The following is a 22890-nucleotide window of genomic DNA, read 5'->3' as shown; positions in this document are numbered from 1 at the left end:
GGAAACCCCGCAGCACCGTTGACCATCCCCATCTCTCAACCGCCCGCACTGCCCGAGCACGACGCGGGACACGAACTCGGGAGGACCGAATGCTGGAGGTAAGGTGAAAATCGGTACGGCGCACCGGCGTGAACGGCACGGGCCGGGCGAACGCGACTCTCCTATGTCTCCCCCGGGCGACGAGGTCCTGGACGCGGTCCGCGCACTGCTGCCGACGATCGGGGAGCGGGCAGGCGCAGCCGACGTGAATCGGCGGGTGCCCGAGGAGACGATACGGGAGCTCATCCGGACGGGGGTCTTCCGGATGCTGCAGCCCAGGAGGTACGGCGGCGCCGAGAGCGACCCCGTGAAGTTCTTCGAGGTCGTCCGGGAGATCTCCGCGGTCTGCGGATCCACAGGCTGGCTGGTTTCCGTGCTCGGCGTCCACCCGTGGCAGCTCGCCCTGTTCGACGAGGCAGCGCAGGACGAGGTCTGGGGGGAGGACCCGGACGCGCTCGTGTCCTCGTCGTACGCTCCCGTGGGGCGGCTCACTCCGGTCGAGGGCGGATACGAGCTCTCCGGCCGGTGGCGCTTCTCCTCCGGTTGCGACCACGCGTCGTGGGCACTGGTCGGGGGCCTGGTGGTGGGGAAGCAGGGCAGGCCGGTGGACTTCATGACCCTCCTCGTCCCCCGTACCGACTACGTGACCGAGGATGTCTGGGACGTCATCGGACTGCGCGGCACGGCCAGCAACGACATCATCGTGAAGCGGGTGTTCGTGCCCGAGCACCGCGCCATGCGCAACTACGAGCAGGCACAACTGCGCGGTCCCGGCCAGAAGGTGAATACCGGCCCGCTCTACCGGATGCCGTTCGCGACCGTCTTCACCAACGCGATCACCGCTCCCGTCGTCGGCATGGCGGCCGGTTGCTACCGGGCCTACGTCACCGCGATGCGCGACCGGGTACGGCTGAGCCTGGGCGGCGGCCGGTTCGCCGAGGACCAGTTCGCCCAGGTCGCGGTGGCCCGGGCCGCTTCGGAGATCGACGCGGCGGTGCTGCAGACGGACCACAACGTGCGCCGGGTGTACGAGTACGCCGTCCGGGGCGAACGAATTCCGATGGAGTTGCGGCTGCGCGTCCGCAGGGACCAGGTCCGTGCCACCGAGCGGGCGGTGGAGGCGATCGACAGTCTCTTCAAGACCGCCGGAGGGAACTCGCTCGGCCGAGGCAACCCCATCGAGCGGGCCTGGCGGGACGCGCACGCGGGCAGCGTGCACGTCGCCAACGACGCTGAGCGCGCCCTGGGGATGTACGGCAAGGGCGAGTTCGGCCTGACCGTCGAGGACAACCTGGTCTGATGCCACCCGGTCCCGCCGGGCATCCCGGCGGGCATCCCGGTGGGACCAGGACGGGCGGGTGGAACGGCCACAGGCCCGGCGCGCGATGCGCCGGGCCTGTGGCATGAACGGTTTCGGCCTATGCGGCCGGGCGGTCCGCCCTGCGGCGGAGGACGACGGCCCGGCCGGCCGCGCACCGAGGGTTCACTGTGCCTCCCGCATGTCGTCGCCGCTCCAGAACGCCCGCATGCTGGTGATCCGCTGCTCTTCGTCGAAGGTCATCACGTCGATCGGCTCGATCTCGAACGCCCGGTCACCCCGCTCGCTCCGTACCCGGAAGTGGAAGGCGGCGCTGTCGCCGGCGACGCGGACGGTCAGCAACTCCGTGCTCCGGCGCGCGCCTTCGAGCGCCGAGTAGAACTCGCGGATCGCGGCGCGGCCCCGGCGCGGCTCGCTGCCCACCGGGTCCTCCAGCGTCCCGTCCTCCGCGTAGCAGGCCGCCAAGTCGTCCGCGGTCCCGTTCGCCACCGCGTCCAGGTAACGGACGACGGCATCGTTGATCTTCTCGGCGCTCATCGGTCCGCCGTCCGGATTCGGGTGGCGGCGCGGTAGCCGAAGACCATGCCGGAGCCGAGCGGGACCCCGGGGCCCGGGTAGACATGCCCGGCCACCGAGGCGGCCGAGTTGCCGATGGCGTACAGGCCGGGGATCGCGTTTCCGTCCTCGCCGAGCACCTGCCCGTCCTCCCCGACCCGCGCGCCGCCCTTGGTGCCGAGGTCGCCGAGCACGACCTGCACCGCGTGGAACGGGGCCCGCTCGATCGGGACGAGGGCGGGGTTCGGGCCGTCACCGGTCGCGAAGAACCGGTCGTAGGGGTCCTCGCCCCGGTGGAAGTCGCTGTCCACGCCGGAGGCGGCGAACCCGTTGAACCGGGTGACGGTCTTGCCCAGCACGTCGGCGGGCACGCCGATCCGCTCGGCGAGAGCGGTGAGTGTGTCGGCGGTGCGCCACAGGCCGGCAGCCTGGAACGCCTCGGGATCGGGCGCGGGCTGGGACATCCCCGGCACGTTGGCGAAGCGCCCGTCGAAGATCCACCACACCGGCAGGTGCGACACACCGGTGGCGTGCCCCGCGCGGATCTCGTGGCCCATCCGGTCGTACGGCAGCGACTCGTTGGCGAACCGCTCGCCCGCGGCGTTCACGAAGACGCCTCCGCGCAGGCCGAGGGTGAAGGCGGCGTGGCCGTTGGGGAACAGCACGGCCGGGCACCACCACGCCTCGTCGGTCAGGTCCGTCGCGGCGCCCACCGCCTGGAGCGCGGCGAGCGCGTCCCCGGTGTTCGACCCGGGCGCCGCCGACGACCAGTCCGCGCCGGGCAGGTCCTGTAGCTCGCGCCGCAACTCCGCGTTGCGCTCGAACCCGCCGGCGGCCACGATCACGCCGAGCTCGGCGCGGATCATCAGTGTGCGGCCCTCATGCTCGGCCTCAAGGCCGACGACCCGGCCGTCCTCGACCACCAGCGAGCGCATCCGCGTTTCGGTCCGCGACGTGGCGTTCCCGGTGCCGTCCAGGGCGAGCAGCAGCCTGCCGATGAGGGCCTGACCGCCGGTCAGCGTCTCCCGGTCGTATGGCACGCCGAACTGGTCGATCGAGATCGGCGGGCGCACCTGACCGAGCCGGGCGCCCAGCAGGTGCGCCGGCAGCGGCTTGGGGCGGATTCCCCGGCCGCCGGGGGCGCGTCCCGGAGCCGCGAAGTAGTCCGGGAACGGCAGGTACTCGAACTCCAGCACCGGGTCGCGGTCCAGGAACTCCACCAGCTCGGGCGCCGTCGAGACGTAGGCCTTCTGCAGTGCGGCCGGTGTGCGGTCGCCGACGACGGCCCGGAAGTACTCCAGCCCCCGCTCCACGCTGTCCTCGACGCCCGCCTGGCGCAGGATGTGGTTGCCGGGCAGCCACAGGCCCGACCCGGAGTAGGCGCTGGTGCCGCCGAAGTACTCGGTCTTCTCCAGCACCAGGGTGCGCAATCCGCCCGCCGCCGCTGTGTAGGCCGCCGTCAGCGCGGCGCCTCCGGATCCCACGACGACGACGTCGGCCGTCTCATCCCACTGAACTGGCACTGATCTCCTCCAGATCGCTCGTGTTGGCGGGCGGTGCGGCGGCCGTGCGGCCGGCGACCTGTCCGAAGGCGAGGGTGTCGGCGATGTGGAACCCACCGTCCTTGACCTGTCCGAAGGCGAGGGTGTCGGCGATGTGGAACCCACCGTCCTTGACCTGTCCGAAGGCGAGGGTGTCGGCGATGTGGAACCCACCGTCCTTCGCCCGGCTACAGGTGGAGCTCACCGAATCATCACTTCCGTCCGCATTGGCCCGCAGGAACCCGGGGGCGTGGCCTTCCGGGTAACCGGACCGTAATCAACGGTCTCGCCGCGCTCCCGGGCCGATCCCGCTCAGCAGGACGCGCGGGGCAAGACCGGGGTGAGGGGCCGGCCGGCGGCGTGAACGACCTGCCGATCATCGGTTCCGACCGGCCGCCGGGTACGGACGTCGCAGTGCGGATGAGATGTGTGTCACCGCCTTCTCACCGCCGGGTCCCGCTCATTGGGATGCCCGACGTGATCTACGTCACCGGGCACTTAGCGTCTGCGCCAGTGCACGACCTGAAGCCAGGCGGGCCGGTCGTGCTCCGCGCCGCCCTTGATCTCCCCGAGCCCCGGCGGTTCCCCGCCGGGCCGGGATGACCGCACCCCCGTCGTGGGGGAACCTGCGGTCCGTTATCGACCGGAAAACGTGCGTGACACCGTGGTGTCCGCGTGGTGCCAAGGAGGAACAGCATCCCCCCGCCGGGACCTGCGCCACGAAGACGCCGGGGTCCGCGGCCACGCCGAGATTCATTGAAATATCACGTTTTTCTGGAGGCCTGACGATGAGTACGACAGATACGACGGCGGAGAAGGGCGGGTGGACCCCGCGGCTCGCCCTCTCCATGCTGACGATGGTCATGATCATGGAGGGGACCGCGCTGGGGTACAGCCTTGTGACGACCGCGCTGCCGGCGATCACCACCCACTTCAAGACGGACCAGGGAGGCTGGCTCCTCACCGGCTTCATCCTCGCCGGGGCCGTCCTCTGCCCGCTGGTGGGGAAGCTGGCCGACATCCACGGTAAGCGGCGGATGATGATCGTCTGTCTGATGGCGAGCACGGTCGGCTCGGTCGTCGCGGCTGTCGCGCCGACCTTCGGCGTGCTCATCGCGGGTCGGATGCTGCAGGGCGCCGTGCTGCCCACGATGTTCCTGAGCTACTCGCTGATGCGCGATGTGTACCCTCGGCGGATCCTGCCGCTGGCCAGTGCGATCGCGATGACCGGCATCGGGGTCTTCTCCATCGGCGTGCCGTTCCTCATCGGCTGGCTGCTCGACAACTGGGGCTTCCGCGGCCTGTTCGCCTTCGACGTGCTGTGGATGATCATCCTCACGCCGCTGCTGCTGATCACCACCCCGGAGACGCGGCTCCGCGTCCCCTCGAAGGTCGACTTCCTGGGCGCCGGCATGCTGGGCTTCGGCCTGGGCATCCTGCTCCTGGGGATCAGCTCCGGAAGCAAGTGGGGCTGGGGCTCGGTCGCCACGCTGGGCGCGTTCGCGGTCGGCCTGCTGCTTCTGTTCGGGTTCGTCAAGCGGTCGTTGAACTTCGCCCAGCCGATCGTCGACCTGCGGATCTTCACCCGCCGGCCGATCGTGCTCGCCGCGGTGACGGCCGCCACCGCGTACGGGTCGACCGCCATCACCGGTTCGATGCTTCCAATGATCGGCATGACGCCGGGCGCCGCCGGGCTCGGTTACGGCTTGGGGATGACCGCGTCGGAGTACGCGATGATCACCGCACCCCAGTCGGTGGCCATGGTGGTCATGGGCGTCGTCGTCGGCAAGCTGCTCAGCCGTGTGGGCGGCGCGACCATGATGAGGATCGGCCTGCTGCTCCTGCTGGTGGGCGGTATCCAGCTCGGTTTCAACCACGGCAGCTACGTGCAGGTCCTCATCGCCGCCCTGCTGGTGGGCGCCGGAACGGGCCTGGCCTATGGCTCGGTCCCCGGCCTGGTCATCGCCGGCTCCCCGGCCGACAAGCAGGGCTCCATCGCCGGGATGGTGCAGGTGAGCTACAGCGGTTTCGCCAGCACCGCGCCGGTCATCCTGTTCGTCATCATGGGGGAGCTCGCGATGCGCACCCCGGACGGTGCCATCCGGTACCCCGAGGGCGCCATCAACGCGGGCGGAGTGTTCCTGGTAGGCCTGGTGACCCTCGGGCTGCTCCTCGCCTCAACGGTCCTGCGGATCCCCAAGCAGGATGCGATGATCAGCCAGGACCCGGATTCGCTGCTCGATCCGCCTGCGGTCACCGTGGCGGCGGGTCCGGACAGCAGGCGCTGACCGCCCGGCGGACCAGGGCGGCGGGTCCGGCCATCGGGCGCTGACCGCCCGGCCAGGGGCGGCGGGTCCGGACAACGGACGCCGACCGCCCGGTGGACCAGGGACAGCCGCTCCACCGATCTTCGGATCGGTGGAGCGGCTGCTTTCTTCTCACCGGCTTCTCACCGGGCCGTGGCGCTGCGGCGGGGGCGCTGCAGGAGGAACAGGACGAGGGCGACCAGCGCCGCGGCAGCGCCGGCGGCGGTGAACGCGTCGTAGGAGCCGCGCGGTACGAACGCGACACCGGCGGGAATCGTCGTGACGATGCCGAACACCGCGCTGCTCACCGACATGCCGACGGCGCGGGCCAGCGAGTTGAGCCCGTTCGCGACACCGATGTTCGCCTCCGGCGTGACCTGAAGGATCAGTGCGGGCAGGTTCGCCAGGACCATGGAGTTGCCGACCGAGACGACGGCGATCACGCAGACGAGCACCCACAGCGATCCGTGTCCCAGTGGGATCTGGGCCGCGAACCCGGCGGTGGAGATCGCACAGCCCAGCGCGATCGTCACCCGTGGGGTGACGATCGCGCTCAGCCTGGCCGACAGCGGAGCCACAACCGCCGACAGCAGCCCCCCGGGCAGCAGGCACAGACCGGTCATCAGCACCGACAGCCCGTGCCCGTAACCGGTCGACACCGGCGCCTGGAGGCGTCCGACGATCCCGAGGAAGTTCGTGAACAGCGCGAAACCAATCAGGATCGACCCTCCGTTGATCGTGGCGGAGGAGCGGCTCACCGCCACCCTGAGGTCGATGAGCGGAGCATGGCGGCGAAGCTCCACCAGGGTCAGCAGGCACCCGGACACCAGCGCCGCGAGGAAGGACGCGATGGTCAGCGCGTTCGTCCACCCCCACTCGCCGCCGCGGTCGAGCCCGACCAGCAGGGTGACGATGAAGCAGGTGAGCAGTACCGCGCCGAAGAGGTCGACCCGCTGCGTGTGCTCGCGCCGGGGCGGCGCCGGGACCGCCAGCAGCAGGGCGGCCACCGCGATCGCACCCGCGACCGCCGAGACGGCGAACAGCCCGTGGAAGCCCCACAGCCGGGAGACCAGCCCGGCGGTCGGCAGCCCGAGCGCGCCGCCGGCCCCCATCATCGCGCTGACGGAGGCGATGGCGGAGGCGCGGCGCTTTGGCTCCAGGACCACCCCCACCAGGCTCATCCCGAGCGGGATCGTCGCACTGGAGATCCCCTGGAGCGCCCGCCCGGCGATGAGGACGCCGATGTTGTCGCTCATCACGCACATCAGGGACCCGAGGATCATGGCGCCGAGCGCCACGATCATCATCCTGCGCATCCCGAACTGGTCGCCCAGCCTGCCCAGCACCGGGTGCGACACCGCGCCGGCGATGACCGTCGCGGTGACCAGCCAGGTGGCGATGGAGGGCGTCACCCCCAGGCGGCCGGGCAGTTCGGGCAGCACCGGGACGACCAGCGTCTGGTTGAGCGTGGTCACCAGGGTCGCGAAGGCGACGACGAGGACCACCCGCAACGGGTGCTTCACCACGGTGGGGGCCGGATCCGGAGCGCGTGTCGAATCCCCGCTTCCGGGTCCGGACAAGATCTGGTGAGTGGTCATATCGGCCTTCGGTCTCCTTCGTTCGCCCGGATCGGACGATTTCCTTCGCCCGAATCGGTCGACCCCACGGTGTCGATGCCCGAGGTGCCCCACAACTCGTCCTCCCGGCGAGCGGGACGGGCTTTCGAACTGCTCGATCTCGACGGGAGACCGGAGACCGGAGACCGGTGTTTCGCGGAACGCGTTGCCGTGACTTGCGAGACGAGGTCCCGGTCAGTGGGAAAGGGGAGGTGTCGCACACCGTCGGCTTCGCATGATGAGGATCCCGCGGGCAGGGCGATTCGGCCCGGGCGCATTGGACGGCAAGGGAGACTTCATGACGTCGATACAGACCGCCGGTGATGACGAGATTCGAGTGATCGAGGCGGCCCCACCTCCGGCGCGTTATGCCCGGGGCTGGCACTGCCTGGGCCTGGCGAACGAGTTCAGGGACGGCAAACCGCACAAGATCGAGGCATTCGGCACCAAGCTGGTGGTGTTCGCCGACAGCACCGGCACGCTGAACGTCCTCAACGCCTACTGCCCGCACATGGGCGGCGACCTCAGCCAGGGGGAGGTCAAGGGCGACTCGCTCGCCTGTCCCTTCCACGACTGGCGCTGGGCGGGCAACGGCCGGTGCACCAGCATTCCGTACGCCCGCCGGGTGCCGCCGAGGGCACGCACCAGGACATGGCTGGCCCTGGAGCGCAACGCGCAGCTGTACGTCTGGCACGACCCGCAGGGCAACCCGCCCCCGCCGGAGGTGACGATCCCGGAGATCGCCGGTGTGAACACATCGGAGTGGACCTCCTGGACGTGGAACCGGATCAAGATCGAGGGCTCCAACTGCCGTGAGATCGTCGACAACGTGGTCGACATGGCCCATTTCTTCTACATCCACTTCGCCTTCCCGACGTACTTCAAGAACGTCTTCGAAGGGCACGTCGCCGCGCAGTACATGAACAGCCGGCCCCGTCCGGATATCCAGATCGGTACGAACTACTCCGGTGACAGGACCGACGGGCGTTCGGAGGCGGCGTACTACGGCCCGTCGTACATGATCGACTACCTGTGGCACACCGTGGCGGGGCAGACGATCGAGTCCGTCCTGATCAACTGCCACTACCCGGTGTCGCCGACCAGCTTCGTGCTCCAGTGGGGCGCGATGGTCAAGAAGCCCCAGGGCGTCTCCGACGACGCGGCGCAGGCGATGGCGGCGGGCTTCGCGGCGGGCGTGGAGACGGGCTTCATGCAGGACGTGGAGATCTGGAGGAACAAGGCCAAGATCGACAATCCGCTGCTGTGTGAGGAGGACGGCCCGGTCTACCAGCTGCGCCGCTGGTACGACCAGTTCTACGTCGACGTCGATGACGTCGCCCCGGAGATGACCCAGCGGTTCGAGTTCGAGATCGACACCGAGCGGGCCAACCAGTTCTGGCAGAAAGAGGTCGACGACAACATCGCCAACGGTCGGATCGTCACCTCGGCCCCGGCCCCGGCTTAGCCCGTCCGGCTTAGCCCGTCCCGGCCGATCGGCCGGGACGGACCGGCGGTGGCGCTTCGCGACGACGCGCCACCACCGTCAGGAACGTTAGTGATCGCAACCGAGGAGATATTCCGTGCGCCCCGTGTCCTGCAGCAGCTGCGGCTCGTGCGTCCTGGTCAAGAAGCACAGCCTGGCGCACACGCTCGTCCAGTGGACCACAGAGACCGATCAGTGTGTCGAGTTGAGCCGGGATACCGACCGGGGTGTCGTCCCGACCTGCACGCGACTGCGCGACAGCATCGAGAACTCCGTCCGCCTCGGGGCCATCCCGGTTCCTGACCTCTGAGACGGCCGGCGAGACCGCCCCCCGCCGACCACTCGGTACAAGGGGCGCTGAAGACATGGGCTCCACTCCGATGACGCGGTGGAGCCCATGTCCGTTGGGGGGCCGATATCCTGAGATCGGTACTCACACACGGTTCGCTCGGGAGTAGACAGGCAAGACAAGGGGAATTCGTGGCGAGAATCGCCGAAGCGCGGGCTCCGGCGTCGCCGACCTCGGAGAGCCAGATCGCCCGGTACAAGCGCATTCTGGACGCCGCGGCCGAGCTCGGCGCCCGCAAGAGAGTCGACGTGGTGCAGATGCACGAGGTCGCCAAGGACGCCGGCGTGGCGATCGCGACCCTGTACCGCTACTTCCCTTCCAAGAACGCGCTGTTCGCCGCGGTCTTCTGGGCGGAGATCAAAGCCTTCGGCGAAAGCAGGCGGCCCGGCGAGGGCGAGGACCTCGTCGACCAGGTCACCGACTTCCTGGTGGGGCTGAGCCGCCATCTGCTGGTGCGGCCGATGCTGGCCGCCGCGATGTTCCAGGGCACCAGCGCCGTATATGTAACGGCAACGATGGACGAGGTCGAACCGACGAAGTCCGAGCTCGGCCGCATTCTGCTGCGCATCATCGGGGCAGAGGAGCCGAACAGGCAGGATCTGAGCGTGGTGCGGCTGCTCACGCACTGCTGGTGGGGTGCGCTGATCTCGACCCTCGGGGGCCAGACGACCCTGCCGAGGGCGGATGCCGACATCCGGCTGGCCGCGCGGCTGCTCCTCGCGCCGTACTCCGACGATCGGTGACCGGGCCGGTTCCCTTCGCCTGTCATCGCGTTGGGAACCCGCCTTCGGTCACCCCCGCGAGTCCCGGTGACCGGGCCGGTTCCCTTCGCCTGTCACCGCGTTGGGAACCCGCCCCAGGTCACCCCGCGAGTCCCGGTGACCGGAACCTCGCGACCGTTGCCGTCGCCCCCATGCCACCGCCGGTCCCCGGTCGTCGGCCGCGTCTTTTCCCGACGCGGCGCGGTGCCCGCCGGAGTCTCCCCCGAAGAGGATGACGGACCTGCCCGCCGTACCCCGTTGTCCAGTCCCGGCCAGCGGGATGTGCCGTGGACTCGGTGGTCGAGGGCGACTTAGCGTCAGCGAGCCGCCGCAGAAACGGCGGATTGCGACTCTCTCAGATTCAGTCCGGAGGTGCCTTGATGGCGCATGAAGTTGTTTCCCGAGTAGAGGAGATCGCCGGTCAGCTGGCCGCGGCCGCGGACGAGACCGAGCGCCTGGGCAAGCTGTCCGATGAGAGTGTGAAGCTGATCCGCGAGACCGGAGTGATGCGGCTGCTGCAGCCGACCGACTTCGGGGGATACGCGGCGCACCCCCGGGACTTCGCCGAGGCGGTGATGGCGGTGGCGAAGGCGTGCGGCTCAACGGGCTGGGTGTGCGGGGTCGGTGGAGTGCACCCGTGGGAGATGGCGTTGTGCGACCGCCGGCTGCAGGAGGAGGTGTGGGGCTCCGATCCGAACACGTGGATCGCTTCGCCGTACATGCCCAGCGGGGTGGCGACGCCGACCGACGGCGGGTACATCCTCAAGGGCCACTGGCAGTTCTCCTCGGGCACCGACCACTGCGACTGGATCTTCCTCGGCGCGCTGCTCGGAGACGCCGAGGGCAAGCCGGCGCAGCCGATGAAGGGAATGCACGTGGTGCTGCCCCGCTCCGACTACACGATCGTCGAGGACTCCTGGGACGTCATCGGACTGCGCGGGACCGGCAGCAAGGACATCATCGTCGACGGCGCGTTCATCCCCGCCTACCGGACGATCGACGCCGCGGAGGTCGCCGAGGGCGAGGTCGCGGCCGAGCGGGCCGGCCGGACCGAGACGGTGTACAGGCTGCCGTTCTGGTCGATGTTCCCCCTGGGCATCACCGCCGCGGTGATCGGCATCTGCGAGGGCGTGCTCGCCACGCACCTGGACTACCAGCGGGACCGGGTGACGGCCTCCGGCGCAAAGGTGAAGGAAGACCCGCACACGCTGTACGCGATCTCCGAGGCCGCGTCCGACATCCAGTCCTCGCGGCTGCAACTGCTCGACGGCATCAGCCGGCTCTACGACCTCGCCGACTCCGGAAAGCCGATCACTTTCGCGGATCGGGCCGTGGTCCGGCGCAACCAGGTTCGCTGCGCGTGGCGGGCGGTGTCGGCGGTCGATGAGATCTTCGCGCGGTCCGGCGGCAACGCGGTGCGCCGCAACAACCCGATGCAGCGGTTCTGGCGCGACGCGCACGTCGGGTTGCAGCACGCCATCCACATTCCCGGCAACGCCTACCAGGCGACGGCACTGACCCAGATGGGTGTCGAGCCGCAGGGCGCGCTGCGCGCGCTGATCTGATCCCCGCTCCGGACGATCTCGACCAACACCTCAATCGATTCAGGAGAGATGGGCATGACCGACATCAGCTCGCTGGGTTACGTGCGCGTCCGAGCCACGGACCTGGACGCATGGCGCACGTTCGCCCTCGACACGATCGGATTCGCCGAAGGTACCGGGCCGGAATCCGACGCGCTGTACCTGCGCATGGACGAGCGGCACGCCCGCATCGTGCTGCTGCCCGGCGAGGAGGACCGGGTGGAGGCCGTCGGGTGGGAGGTCCGCGACCACCTGGCGCTGCGGCGCGTGCAGTCGGCCGTCGAGGCTGCCGGCATCGCGACGAAGCCGCTGTCGCTGGAGGACGCCGAGGCCCGCCGGATCGAGGCGGGGATCGCCTTCCAGAGCCCGGGTGGGACTCCACTGGAGGTCTTCCACGGTCCCGCACTGGACCACAGCCCGATCGCGACGAAGTTCGGCAACCGCTTCGTCGCCGGGCGGCTCGGCATGGGCCACGTGGTGGTGCCGGTGAGCGATCTGGAGGGCGACCACCGGTTCTACGCCGAAACCCTCGGTTTCCTGCCCCGCGGGGCGTACCGCCTTCCGGTGCCGCCCGAGTACGGCCCGATCCGGCTGCGGTTCATGGGCGTCAACGCCCGGCACCACAGCCTGGCGATCCTGCCGACCCCGGACCTCAAGGCGCCGGCGCTGGTGCACATCATGGTCGAGTGTGAAACCCTCGATGAGGTCGGCCGGGCACTCGACCGCGTCACGGCGGGCGGCTACCACCTCTCCTCGACGCTGGGCCGGCACACCAACGACAAGATGGTCTCCTTCTACGTGCGCACCCCCGGCCGTTGGGACCTTGAGGTCGGCTGCGAGGGCATGCTCGTCGACGAGACCTCCTACACCGCCGAGGAGATCACCGCCGACAGCTACTGGGGTCACAAGTGGGACCGGACCTGACCACTCGTCCGCCCGGCGGGCGCGCCCCGGACAGGGATCCGAACCGCCTCGGGAGAGTCTGATGGATCCGGACAGTCGGCTGACGCTGCGGCGTTGAAGACACAGTCGGTGAGAGAAGGCCCGCTGACGTAGGAGAGCGAGCGGATTCCGACGGCATCGCGGTCCGCGGACTGTGGTGCCGTTCTCGCGGTCCGCGGGTTGTGGTGCCGTTCTCGCGGTCCGCGGACTGTGGTGCCGTTCTTGCGGCGCACCTCGCCGTACTCCTCGTCCACGATCAGCCCACCGACCGAAGACGTCGCCGAGGGCGGACTTACGGCGTACCTCGACGAGCGGGTGTGTGCTCGACACGCCCGCGCCCGGTAGCGCGAGGTACGTGCGCCGGGGGAGCGGGAAACAGGCGCCGGCGGCGGCCGGGGGTTCGGCCGCCGCCGGTCGACCCGATCAGGCCGAAGGCGCGGGCGGTGAAGTGAAGCGGTGCCCCCAGAACGCGCCTTTTGTTCAGGCTGCGGTGAAGAAGTCGCGGACCAGCGCCTCGAACGCCGCCTTGCGCTCCACCTGGGCCCAGTGGCCACAGTTGGAGAAGACGTACAGGTCGGCGTTGGGCATGCGCCGGGTGGCGAAGAAGGCGCCCTCCAGCGGCAGCATCCGATCGTCACGGCCCCAGGTGACAAGCGTGCGGTGGTGGATCTGCCCGGTTCGCGTCCACATCGGACCGTGGACGGACGGGATGGCGAGGCTGCCGAAGATGTTGCGCATCCGGTCGATCGCGCCGGGCGCGAGTGCGCGGTCGGTGCGTTCCTGGATCAACTCGTCGGACACGCCGGCCGGATCGGAGACCATGGTGTCCACCCACGCCCGCATGGCGGCCGGGGAGGGAGAGGCGACGAAATCGAACAGCCGTCGAGCCCCTTCCGACCTCGGCGGGGCGAAGATCTCGGCCGCGATCCCGCCGGGGCCCATCATGAGCATCCGATCGACCCGGTCGGGGTAGGCGAACGCGGTCTCCAGCGCGACGAAGCCTCCCATCGAGTTGCCGACCAGATGGGCCTTGGCGATGCCCAGGTCGTCGAGCAGGGAGATGACGGCGTCGGCCGCGTGCTCCGGATACGGGCGGGTATAGGGCACTTCGGGACTGTCACCGAAACCGGGCATGTCAATGACGATCGTCCGAAACGTCTCAGCGAGAGGTGCCAGATTGGCGGCGAAGTTCGACATGCCGGAGACGCCGGGGCCCGAACCGTGCAGCATGACCACCACGGGTCCGGTGCCGGCCTCGCGGTAGGTCAGTTCGTAGGTGCCACGGCTCACCTTTGGTGCGATCTCGACTGTCGTCATCGGTGGTTTCCACCTTCTCTTCGATGAGGAACCCCGCAGGGACACCCGCGGATGCGACGCTCGGTCGCCGCTGGGTCGTGATGCTAGGTATTTCGCTGAGAAGGCGGCCATTACTCCTCCCACTCACCGGGAGATCTCGCGAGGAGTTCGACGACCGGCTCATCGGGGTTCCAAAGCCAATCCGTTCACCAGGAGCACGAATGGGAGGTCTCGATTTCCGCCTCCCACTCACCGGAACCCACACCTGTATTACCCGCCACTGCTTCGTAGTGTTCCTCGCACAACGCAACCTCATCCAGAAGGAGTGCCGCACCGAAGACCTCGGCCAGTCCCTCGGTCTCGAACCCGTGATCGCTCACCGTCACCATCCCTCACCTCGGCCACTCCGGCGATTCAGATGTTTCTAACATCTGAATTTTGAGAGTATCCTGATATCGGCGCTCTAGGGAAAGGAATTGCGATGGTTCGACTGACTCGGGTGCAGCAGCAGGAGCGCACTCGGGCGTCCGTGCTGGCGGCGGCGAGGGAGGAGTTCACCGAGCACGGCTACGCCTTGGCCAAGGTTGATCGGATCGCCGAGCGGGCCGAACTGACCCGCGGGGCGGTGTACTCGAACTTCCCGAGCAAGCGCGCGCTGTATCTGGCGGTGCTGATCGACATGGTGGAGAACGCCGGCACGGGTGAGCCGCCGGTGCCGCCGGTGCCGTCGGTGTCGTCGGCCGACGCGCTGGGCGTGTTCGCCCGGGCCTGGCTTGAACGGCTGCCCTTGGTCGACGACACGGCCTCGGGAGGGCGGCTGCACCTGCGCTCGCTGGTCGGCGTCCTCGATGACGAGCACGGGCGCACGGTGCTGGCGCAGGTCGTCCGGCTGGAGGCGTTGCTGCTCGCCATCGCGCTGGAATCGTGCGAACCGGCCCATGCGACGCCGGTACGGCGCGTACGGCTGGCTGAGCTGGTGCTGACGCTGCTGGACGGTTCGGGTCACCTGGCTGAGACCGCACCGGGATTCGGTGACCCTTTCGACCTGGCGCGTGCGTGTGAGCATCTGGCCGGGATCGATCTCGCTGACACCTGGACGCCGCCGTATCTGCCCTATGTCGCTCCGGCGCGACCGTGTGGGGACGCGTGGGATCCGCCCACGGGACTCGCGGATCGGATCAGCGGGGATCAGGTCGACTTCGGCGCCGATGGGCTGATCGCGGTGCTGGGGGCCGGCCGCCTTGCCGCCGCCGAGGAAGCCGTCCGTTCCGCTCGGCCCGGCGAGCAGGTGACGGTGGTCGTCGTCGCGAATGATGCCGCCGAGACGGGCCGCCTCGTACGGCTCAGGATCACCGACCTCATCGGCTGCCTGCGGCGGGTGTTCGCTCCCGAGGTCTGGCGGTGCGTTCGGCTGGTCCTCGATGATGAAGCCCTGACGGCGTCGGCGATCGGCCTGACGGACCTCGACGACGAGACAGAGGCCGCGGTACGCGTCCAGGGTGGTGCGATCGTCGCCCGAGCCCACGGGCGAGGCGCCGCGTACGCGGCATCGACCGCCGGCGCTTCGAACGGCACGCGGCCGCGGAGTGCCCGGACATGACCCGACCCGAGCTTCCTGCGACCGACACCGGCCTGCTGGTCCTCCATGCCCTGCGCTGCGGCGGCGGTGCCGGCGGCGGTGCCGGCCTCGCCCGCCTGGCCAAGGCCACGGGTCTCGGTGAATCCGACGTCGAGTCCGAGCTGATCGATCTCGCGGTCGCCGGTCTCGTCACGCATATGGCCGGCGACTTCGGCGGGTGGAGTCTGTCGGACACCGGCCGTGCCGTAGATGCCGAACGGATCACCGACGAGCTGGAGTCGGCCGGTGCTCGCGCCGCCGTGACAGCGGCGTTCGACGGCTTTCTCGTGCTCAACCCGGAACTGCTCGACCTCTGCACGGCATGGCAACTCCGATCCATCGACGGTGCCATGACCGCCAACGACCACGGAGATCCCTCCTACGACGCCCGCGTCCTCGCCCGATTCGTCGAGTTCGACCAGCGTGCCGCCGTTGTCGGCGCCGAGCTGTCCGCGGCATTGCCTCGATTCGGCCGCTACCGGACCCGCCTCACCGAAGCCCTCGATCGCGCCACCGCCGGCGCGTTGGAGTACGTGGCCGACAACACCGCGTCGTACCACATCGTGTGGTTCGAGCTTCACGAAGACCTGCTCGCCACACTCGGGATCCCCCGATGGGGATGAGATGGATTCGCCGGCTCTCCACGCAGGTCGAGGAGACAGCGGAGATGCTGGGCGGCAAGGCCCACGGCCTCCTGGTCCTCCAGCGTCTCGGGTTGCGGGTGCCCGCCGGGTTCGTCGTCACCACGGAGGCATGTCGCGCGTTCCTGCGTGACGGGAGTCTTCCCGACGGACTCGACGACGAACTCGCGACGGCCATCACCGACCTCGAAGCCTCCACCGGACGCCATTTCGGGGGATCACAGGTGCCGTTGGCGGTGTCCGTTCGCTCCGGGGCCGCCGTGTCGATGCCCGGCATGATGAACACGATCCTCAACCTCGGCCTCACCACCGGAGCCACAGCCGGGCTGGCGGCCGAGACGGGCGACTCGCGGTTCGCGCTGAATTCGCGGCTGCGGTTCTTGTCCGGCTTCGCCGCTGCGATCGCCAACCTGGACGTGGACGGCGTGGGGACCGTCCTCAGCGGAGCCCCGGGGCAAGGAACCGGCGACGAGGAGGCACACATCACCAGCGCGATCGGAGCGGTCGAGAACCTCATCCGGCAACGAGGTGGCCGGCCGATTCCGGACGACGCGACCCGGCAGCTGGAGCTGGCGGTCAAGGCCGTGTTCTCGTCCTGGGACACACCGCGCGCACGAACCTACCGCGAACTGCATGACGTCCCGCACAACCTCGGCACAGCCGCGATCGTACAGACGATGGTGTTCGGGAACCGCGATGACCACAGCGGCACCGGAGTCGCGTTCAGCCGCGACCCCAACACCGGGGAGAACGTCCCGTTCGGCGAGGTCCTGTTCGGACACCAAGGCGAAGACGTCGTCTCCGGCAGATCACTGACCCGGCCCCTGCACGAACTCGCCGGCCGAGAACCGGCAGTGTGGGTCGGCCTCCTCGATGCCCTGAGCCGGGTCGAGGGGCACTACCGCGACGCGTGCTACGTCGAGTTCACCTTCCAGGCCGGGGAGCTGTGGATTCTGCAGGTCCGGCCCGGCCGGTTCGTCGGGGGTGCCGCCGTCCGCGTTGCGACCGACCTCGCCGACGAGCGTGTGATCGGGCGTCACGAAGCGCTGCTCAGGATCTCACCGCGGCATCTCCAGCACGTCCGCACACCCCGGATAGCGACCACCGAGAAGGTCGACATCCTGGCCCGAGGGCTGGGCGCCTGTCCCGGTGTCGCGGTCGGCAAGGTGGCGACCACGGCCGACGGAGCAGTGCGCATGGCCGCGGACGGCCCGGTCATCCTGGTACGGCCGGAGACCTCCCCGCACGACATGCGCGGCCTGGCGGTTGCCGCCGGAATCGTCACCGCCCGTGGCGGGCCGGCCAGCCACGCCGCGGTCGTCGCACGAGCGATGGGAAAGCCCGCCGTCGTGGGGATCACCGACCTCACCGTTGACGTCGCCGACGCCTCGGTGAGAGCCGGTGGACGCACCATCGGTGAAGGCACCCTCGTCACCATCGACGGGACCGGTGGCGAAGTCGCCCTCGGCAGCCCCCGTATCGTCACGACCACAGCCGACGTCCACCTGCATCGACTACTCGAATGGGCCGACGACGTATCGGGCGACCGTTCCGAACGCGATGAAGCCCAGCGCCTCGGTGCCGCCCATGCCGTACTTCGTCACGGCTAGACCGCTCCGGCTGGTCGGCCTGACGCGCGAGCGCATCCGCCAGCTGGATCGTCACGGCTGGACCGCTCCGGCGCGCCGGTCCGGCCTTGCGTGGCGACCACACCGCCACTCATGGCCGCGCGCCGGGCCCGAACCCCGTCCAACGCAGGTCAGGCGGGAGGTGACCCATGTCGTTGTACAACAACACCGTCGGTGCTACACCGTCGCGATACTCGATCGCCGTCAGCGCCGTGTTTCCGCAGTTCAGCCCCAGCCACCGCGCCGGTGGTGCGTCGAGGGCGTGCCGCACCAGCCAGGCCACCGGATAGGCATGGGTGACCAGGACCTCGTGGGTCTCGGTTTCGGCGGGGCGCGCGAACCTGTCGATCAGTGCATCCGCAAGGCCTGCGCCCGCAGCGGCTTCCGCGGCGTCGTACCCATCGAAGAACCCCGCCCACGCGGGGGGCATCTCGTTCGGCACATGCGGCACGTGGTCAACCAGCTCGGCCGCTTCCCGCACGGCGGCGCCCGGCAGGTGCTTACCCACGATCTGGGCAGACCGCACTGCCCGGGGAAGGGGCGAATGCCACACGGCATCGACCGGCAGGTCGGCCAGGCGCTCCCCGGCCAGTTCCGACTGCCGCTGCCCAACATCGGTCAACTCGCCGAACGGGTCCGCCGCGCCGTGCCTCATCACGTACAAGTGCCGAGTCGCCATTGTCAGACCCCGGGCCTAATCCGCGCCGCATACCGAGCGCGGTGGCCGGATCCTCGTGCGGCTCCATCCATACCGCGTGGAAAGAGCCGACGCTCGTCCCCGCCATCCGGTGCTGGCTTGCCCGGAAAGTTCGAGCACACCGCACTCCGAGTCAGCCGAGCACTCCGAGTCAGCCGAACCATCCCTGCTCCTTCCCCAGGCAACCCAAATTAGGATATTCACAAAATCCAAATGGTCACAACATTTGAGTAGGCGAGAGATGAAGGAGGCCGCATCGAGTTACACCGTTAACTACTGGACACACCCGCGCCCGAATCCACTGAGCGAGTACAGGTAGTTGCGGGCCGCGGCCATCACCGGGCCCGGGCCGCTGAAGTGGGCACTCGGGGGACCTCGCGTTCACTTTCGGGGCCATCGCCCTGCTCGCCCGCGCCGGAGCCGATGCCGCCCCCGACGCCTGGCGTCGCAGCATCACGTTCCTCCTCGACGGCCTGCGCACCGAAGCCGCCCGCCATCCGCTCCCCATCGGCCCAGCGACACCGCAACAGGTCTACGAGGTGTTGAGCAGGCTCACCGGCACGCCATAGGTGCCGGGCCTCGGGCCGTCCGAGCAGGTCGACATCGGCTGGCACACGTTCCTGATGTACACCCGCGAGTACCGGGACTTCTGCGCGAGGGTCGCCGGCCGGTTCATCCACCACACCTCCGACGACACCCCCGGCGAAACCGGGACCGGGGGCGGTCTCGCGGTTACGCCGGCGCGGACGTGTAGACGGACAACCACGGGCTCCCGGTAGCTGAGCTGCTTGGACAACACCTCAGCTACCGGGAGCCCGCTCCCGTTCACGGGTCAACGACCCGGAAATGACCACACCCCGGCGGTCTCCTGACTCGAACCTCGACGCCAGATCCCTTTGTCAGCAGGCTCTTAGGCTCAAGCGATCATCGCGTGTGACCTCTAAGCCCAGCACACTCGGGACGCGGCTCGTCACCTGACTCGCCAGGCGCGCCTCAAGCGGGGGTGATCTCGAGGACCAGGTCCCCGCCGTCGACCTGCTGCGTGCCGCTGAGGGCGATGCGCCGCACGGTGCCGGAGAGCGGCGCGGTGATGGAGGCTTCCATCTTCATCGCCTCGATGGTGGCAACGGTGTCGCCGGCAGCCACGATGTCACCGACCTTGACGACCGGGGTGACCACGCCACCGAACGGTGCGCCGACGTGCCCGGGGTAGGCCGGATCGACCTTCTCCTGGGCGGGTGCCTCGGCGGAGACGGCCCGGTCACGGACGTTGATCGGGCGGAGCTGGCCGTTGATCGTGCACATGACGGTGCGGATGCCGCGTTCGTCGGGGTCGCTGATCGACCGCAGGCCGAGGATGAGGGTCTTGCCCTCGTCGATGACGACCTCGTGCTCCTCGCCGGGCTTGAGTCCGTAGAGGTAGGCGAGCGTGGGGAGTGTGGAGATGTCGCCGTACTTCTCGCGGGACTCGAGGAAGTCCCGGGTGGGGCCGGGGAAGAGCAGCGTGTTGAGGGTGAGCCTGGCGTCTTTCTCCAGGCTGCGGCGTTCGTCGGATGTCAGGTCGACGGTGGGGGCCTTTTGGGTGCGGCCGGCCAGTGCCTTGGTGCGGAACGGTTCGGGCCAGCCTCCGGGCGGGTCGCCAAGATCCCCGGCCAGGAACCCGATGACGGAGTCGGGTATGTCGTGCGCGCCGGGGTTGTCGGCGAAGGCGGCGGGGTCTGCTCCCACGGCGACCAGGTGGAGGGCGAGGTCGCCGACGACCTTGCTCGACGGGGTGACCTTGACGATGTTGCCGAGGATGCCGTTCGCGGCGGCGTACATGCCCTCGACCTGCTCGAACTTCTCGCCCAGACCGAGCGCGATGGCTTGCTGCCGCAGGTTGGACAGCTGGCCGCCGGGGATCTCGTGGGTGTACACGCGGCCGGTGGGGGACGGCAGTCCGGACTCGAAGGGTGCGTAGAGGCGGCGGGTGGCCTCCCAGTAGGGCTCGAGGTCGCAGACCGCGGCGAGGGAGAGCCCGGTCTCGCGATCGGTGTGGTCCGTCGCGGCGACCAGCGAGGAGAGCGCCGGCTGGCTGGTGGTCCCCGCCATGGCGGCGCAGGCGGCGTCGACGGCGTCGACCCCGGCGTCGATGGCCGCGAGGAGGGTGGCGAGCTGGCCGCCGGGGGTGTCGTGGGTGTGCAGGTGGACCGGCAGGTCGAAGCGCTCGCGGAGGGCGGTCACCAGTGTGCGGGCGGCCGGGGCGCGGAGCAGACCGGCCATGTCCTTGATCGACAGGATGTGGGCGCCGGCGTCGACGATGCGTTCGGCCAGGCGCAGGTAGTAGTCCAGTGTGTAGAGCGTCTCGCGGGGGTCGGACAGGTCGCCGGTGTAGCAGAGGGCGACCTCGGCGACAGCGGTTCCGGTGTCGCGGACGGCCTGGATCGCGGGGGCCATCTGGGACACGTCGTTGAGGGCGTCGAAGATCCGGAAGATGTCGATGCCGGTGGCGGCGGCCTCGTGGACGAAGGCCTCGGTCACCTCGGTCGGATACGGTGTGTAGCCGACGGTGTTGCGGCCGCGCAGCAGCATCTGCAGACAGATGTTGGGGATCGCTGCGCGGAGCGCTTCCAGCCGTTCCCAGGGGTCCTCGGACAGGAACCGCAGCGCCACGTCGTACGTCGCTCCGCCCCAGGCCTCCACTGACAGCAGCTGGGGCGTGGTGCGGGCCACGTGTTCGGCGACGTTGAGCAGGTCCTTGGTCCGCACCCGGGTGGCGAGCAGCGACTGGTGGGCGTCGCGGAAGGTGGTGTCGGTGACCGCCACCGGGGTCTGCTGCCGCAGCGCCCGGGCGAACCCGACGGGGCCGAGCTCGAGGAGCCGCTGACGGGAGCCGTCGGAGAGGGCGCCCGACCCGGTGGGCAGCTTGGCCAGGGGGTCGACGGCCGTCGGTGCCGGGCCGTGGGGCTGATTCACGGTCACGTCGGCGAGGAAGGTCAGCAGCTTGGTGCCGCGGTCGGCACTGGACCGGGCGGTCAGCAGCTGCGGGTGGGTCTCGATGAAGCTGGTGGTGAGCCGGCCGGCCTGGAAGTCGGGGTCGTCCAGGACCGCCTGGAGGAACGGGATGTTGGTCGCGACGCCGCGGATGCGGAACTCCGCGACCGCGCGGCGGGCCCGGTCGACGGCAGTGGCGAAGTCGCGGCCCCGGCAGGTCAGCTTGGTCAGCATCGAGTCGAAGTGCGCCGACACCTCCGCGCCGGTGTACGTCGTACCCCCGTCGAGGCGGACCCCGGCCCCACCCGGCGAGCGGTATGTCGTGATCGTGCCCGTGTCGGGACGGAACCCGTTGGCCGGGTCCTCTGTGGTGATCCGGCACTGGAGGGCCGCGCCCCGCAGCCGCACCGAGTCCTGGGAGAGCCCGAGGTCGGCCAGGGTCGCACCCGAGGCGATCCGCAGCTGCGCCTGCACCAGGTCGACGTCGGTGACCTCCTCGGTCACGGTGTGCTCGACCTGGATCCGCGGGTTCATCTCGATGAACACATACGTGCCTGCCCGGTCGAGGAGGAACTCCACCGTGCCCGCGTTGACGTACCCGATCGTGCGCGCGAACCGCACCGCGTCGGCGCACATCCGGTCCCTCAAGTCCGGGTCGAGGTTCGGTGCCGGCGCGATCTCGACCACCTTCTGGTGCCGCCGCTGCACCGAGCAGTCCCGCTCGAACAGATGGATCACCTCGCCCGTGGCATCCGCCAGGATCTGCACCTCGATGTGGCGGGGGTCGACCACCGCCTGCTCGATGAACACCGTCGGGTCCCCGAACGCGGCCTCGGCCTCACGCATGCACGTCTCCACCGCGTCACGTAGACCAGTGGGCGAATCGACCCGGCGCATTCCCCGGCCACCGCCACCGGCGACCGCCTTGACGAACAGCGGATAGGGCATCGCGGTGGCAGCCTCGACCAGACTGTCCACGTCGGTCGACGGTGCGATGCTCGCCAGCGTCGGAACCCCGGCAGCCTTCGCCGCGGCGATGGCGCGCGCCTTGTTGCCCGTCAGGGTGAGCACATCGGCCGACGGGCCCACGAACGTGATGCCCGCCGCGGCACACGCCTCGGCGAGCTCAGGGTTCTCCGACAGGAAGCCGTAGCCCGGATACACCGCGTCCGCACCCGCAGACAGCGCCGTTTCCACGATCAGCCGCGGGTTCAGGTACGCCCGTACCGGGTGCCCACGCTCTCCGATCTGGTACGCCTCGTCCGCCTTCAGCCGGTGCTCCGAACCCCGATCCTCGAACGGGAACACAGCCACCGTCTCGGCCCCGAGCTCGTACGCCGCGCGAAGGGCACGGATGGCGATCTCGCCTCGGTTGGCGACGAGGACTTTGCTGAACATGGGGGGACCTAGCCTTCCTTGCGCTGGGAGGTCTCGGCCAGACGTGCCAGACCCTGCAACAGACCATCGCACAATCCGGTGGCCCGGACCATGGCGGGGCCAGGCCGTAGCGCCGCCCGTCGAGCCAGGCAAACACCGGCGCATGG

19 protein-coding genes are annotated in these 22890 nt (G+C 69.5%); 10 read left to right on the top strand and 9 right to left on the bottom strand.

The window, feature by feature from the left end; genetic code table 11:
- Positions 1-103: 103 nt before the first annotated feature.
- On the top strand, positions 104-1339 hold the full coding sequence (gene hsaA, locus OIE13_RS25335; RefSeq protein WP_326635862.1) for a 3-hydroxy-9,10-secoandrosta-1,3,5(10)-triene-9,17-dione monooxygenase oxygenase subunit: 1236 nt from the start codon (positions 104-106) through the stop codon (positions 1337-1339).
- A 183-nt stretch (positions 1340-1522) separates the two neighbouring features.
- Here hsaA and OIE13_RS25330 read toward each other — a convergent pair whose 3' ends face one another.
- The 3 genes from OIE13_RS25330 to OIE13_RS25320 are packed head-to-tail and all read right to left on the bottom strand — an operon-like array spanning position 1523 to position 3658.
- On the bottom strand, positions 1523-1894 hold the full coding sequence (locus OIE13_RS25330) for a nuclear transport factor 2 family protein (protein ID WP_326635863.1): 372 nt from the start codon (positions 1892-1894) through the stop codon (positions 1523-1525).
- Entirely contained in the window at positions 1891-3435 is a 1545-nt protein-coding gene (locus OIE13_RS25325; RefSeq protein ID WP_326828831.1) for an FAD-dependent oxidoreductase, read from the bottom strand. Before OIE13_RS25325 ends, OIE13_RS25330 begins: the two co-directional genes overlap by 4 nt.
- Positions 3416-3658, bottom strand: coding sequence for a hypothetical protein (locus tag OIE13_RS25320; protein ID WP_326828830.1), 243 nt, complete (start codon positions 3656-3658; stop codon positions 3416-3418). Before OIE13_RS25320 ends, OIE13_RS25325 begins: the two co-directional genes overlap by 20 nt.
- Positions 3659-4241: 583 nt before the next feature.
- On the opposite strand from OIE13_RS25320, the gene OIE13_RS25315 reads away from it, so the two are divergent.
- A complete protein-coding gene (locus OIE13_RS25315) occupies positions 4242-5741 on the top strand; it encodes an MFS transporter (RefSeq protein WP_326635868.1) in 1500 nt (499 codons plus the stop codon).
- A gap of 161 nt (positions 5742-5902) precedes the next feature.
- Here the strand turns inward: OIE13_RS25315 and OIE13_RS25310 are convergent, their stop codons facing one another.
- Complete coding sequence (locus tag OIE13_RS25310) at positions 5903-7357, bottom strand: MFS transporter (protein ID WP_326828829.1); 1455 nt, start codon at positions 7355-7357, stop codon at positions 5903-5905.
- Between the two features lie 316 nt (positions 7358-7673).
- Here OIE13_RS25310 and OIE13_RS25305 point away from each other — a divergent pair, with 316 nt between their 5' ends.
- From OIE13_RS25305 to OIE13_RS25285, 5 genes are all read left to right on the top strand, one after another.
- Positions 7674-8840 (top strand): Rieske 2Fe-2S domain-containing protein, encoded by a 1167-nt coding sequence (locus OIE13_RS25305; protein ID WP_326635871.1) that lies wholly within the window; start codon positions 7674-7676, stop codon positions 8838-8840.
- A 115-nt stretch (positions 8841-8955) separates the two neighbouring features.
- Positions 8956-9168: a hypothetical protein gene (locus tag OIE13_RS25300; RefSeq protein ID WP_326635872.1), complete on the top strand. Its 213-nt coding sequence runs from the start codon at positions 8956-8958 to the stop codon at positions 9166-9168.
- A 170-nt stretch (positions 9169-9338) separates the two neighbouring features.
- Positions 9339-9950, top strand: coding sequence for a TetR family transcriptional regulator (locus tag OIE13_RS25295; protein WP_326635873.1), 612 nt, complete (start codon positions 9339-9341; stop codon positions 9948-9950).
- Positions 9951-10348: 398 nt separating this feature from the next.
- Positions 10349-11533 (top strand): hydroxylase, encoded by a 1185-nt coding sequence (locus tag OIE13_RS25290; protein WP_326635874.1) that lies wholly within the window; start codon positions 10349-10351, stop codon positions 11531-11533.
- A 54-nt stretch (positions 11534-11587) separates the two neighbouring features.
- Positions 11588-12475, top strand: coding sequence for a VOC family protein (locus OIE13_RS25285; protein WP_326635875.1), 888 nt, complete (start codon positions 11588-11590; stop codon positions 12473-12475).
- A gap of 498 nt (positions 12476-12973) precedes the next feature.
- On the opposite strand, the gene OIE13_RS25280 is transcribed toward OIE13_RS25285, so the two are convergent.
- Together OIE13_RS25280 and OIE13_RS25275 are read right to left on the bottom strand one after the other, a co-directional pair.
- Positions 12974-13810, bottom strand: coding sequence for an alpha/beta fold hydrolase (locus OIE13_RS25280; protein ID WP_326635876.1), 837 nt, complete (start codon positions 13808-13810; stop codon positions 12974-12976).
- Between the two features lie 185 nt (positions 13811-13995).
- Complete coding sequence (locus OIE13_RS25275) at positions 13996-14178, bottom strand: hypothetical protein (RefSeq protein WP_326635877.1); 183 nt, start codon at positions 14176-14178, stop codon at positions 13996-13998.
- 92 nt (positions 14179-14270) lie between these two features.
- Here OIE13_RS25275 and OIE13_RS25270 point away from each other — a divergent pair, with 92 nt between their 5' ends.
- The 3 genes from OIE13_RS25270 to OIE13_RS25260 are packed head-to-tail and all read left to right on the top strand — an operon-like array spanning position 14271 to position 17658.
- A complete protein-coding gene (locus OIE13_RS25270) occupies positions 14271-15389 on the top strand; it encodes a TetR/AcrR family transcriptional regulator (protein ID WP_326635878.1) in 1119 nt (372 codons plus the stop codon).
- Positions 15386-16030, top strand: a complete 645-nt coding sequence (locus tag OIE13_RS25265; protein ID WP_326635879.1) for a transcriptional regulator — start codon at positions 15386-15388, stop codon at positions 16028-16030. The genes OIE13_RS25270 and OIE13_RS25265 overlap by 4 nt, the downstream gene beginning before the upstream one ends.
- Entirely contained in the window at positions 16027-17658 is a 1632-nt protein-coding gene (locus tag OIE13_RS25260; protein WP_326635880.1) for a pyruvate, phosphate dikinase, read from the top strand. The genes OIE13_RS25265 and OIE13_RS25260 overlap by 4 nt, the downstream gene beginning before the upstream one ends.
- Positions 17659-17767: 109 nt before the next feature.
- Here the strand turns inward: OIE13_RS25260 and OIE13_RS25255 are convergent, their stop codons facing one another.
- From OIE13_RS25255 to OIE13_RS25245, 3 genes are all read right to left on the bottom strand, one after another.
- Positions 17768-18331, bottom strand: coding sequence for a histidine phosphatase family protein (locus OIE13_RS25255; protein ID WP_326828828.1), 564 nt, complete (start codon positions 18329-18331; stop codon positions 17768-17770).
- A 574-nt stretch (positions 18332-18905) separates the two neighbouring features.
- Entirely contained in the window at positions 18906-19049 is a 144-nt protein-coding gene (locus OIE13_RS25250; protein ID WP_326635883.1) for a hypothetical protein, read from the bottom strand.
- 317 nt (positions 19050-19366) lie between these two features.
- On the bottom strand, positions 19367-22744 hold the full coding sequence (locus tag OIE13_RS25245) for a pyruvate carboxylase (protein ID WP_326635885.1): 3378 nt from the start codon (positions 22742-22744) through the stop codon (positions 19367-19369).
- Positions 22745-22890: the final 146 nt, after the last annotated feature.

Source organism: Streptosporangium sp. NBC_01810 (assembly GCF_035917355.1).
Lineage (GTDB): Bacteria > Actinomycetota > Actinomycetes > Streptosporangiales > Streptosporangiaceae > Streptosporangium.
This window is presented reverse-complemented; position numbering and strand designations above follow the sequence as displayed.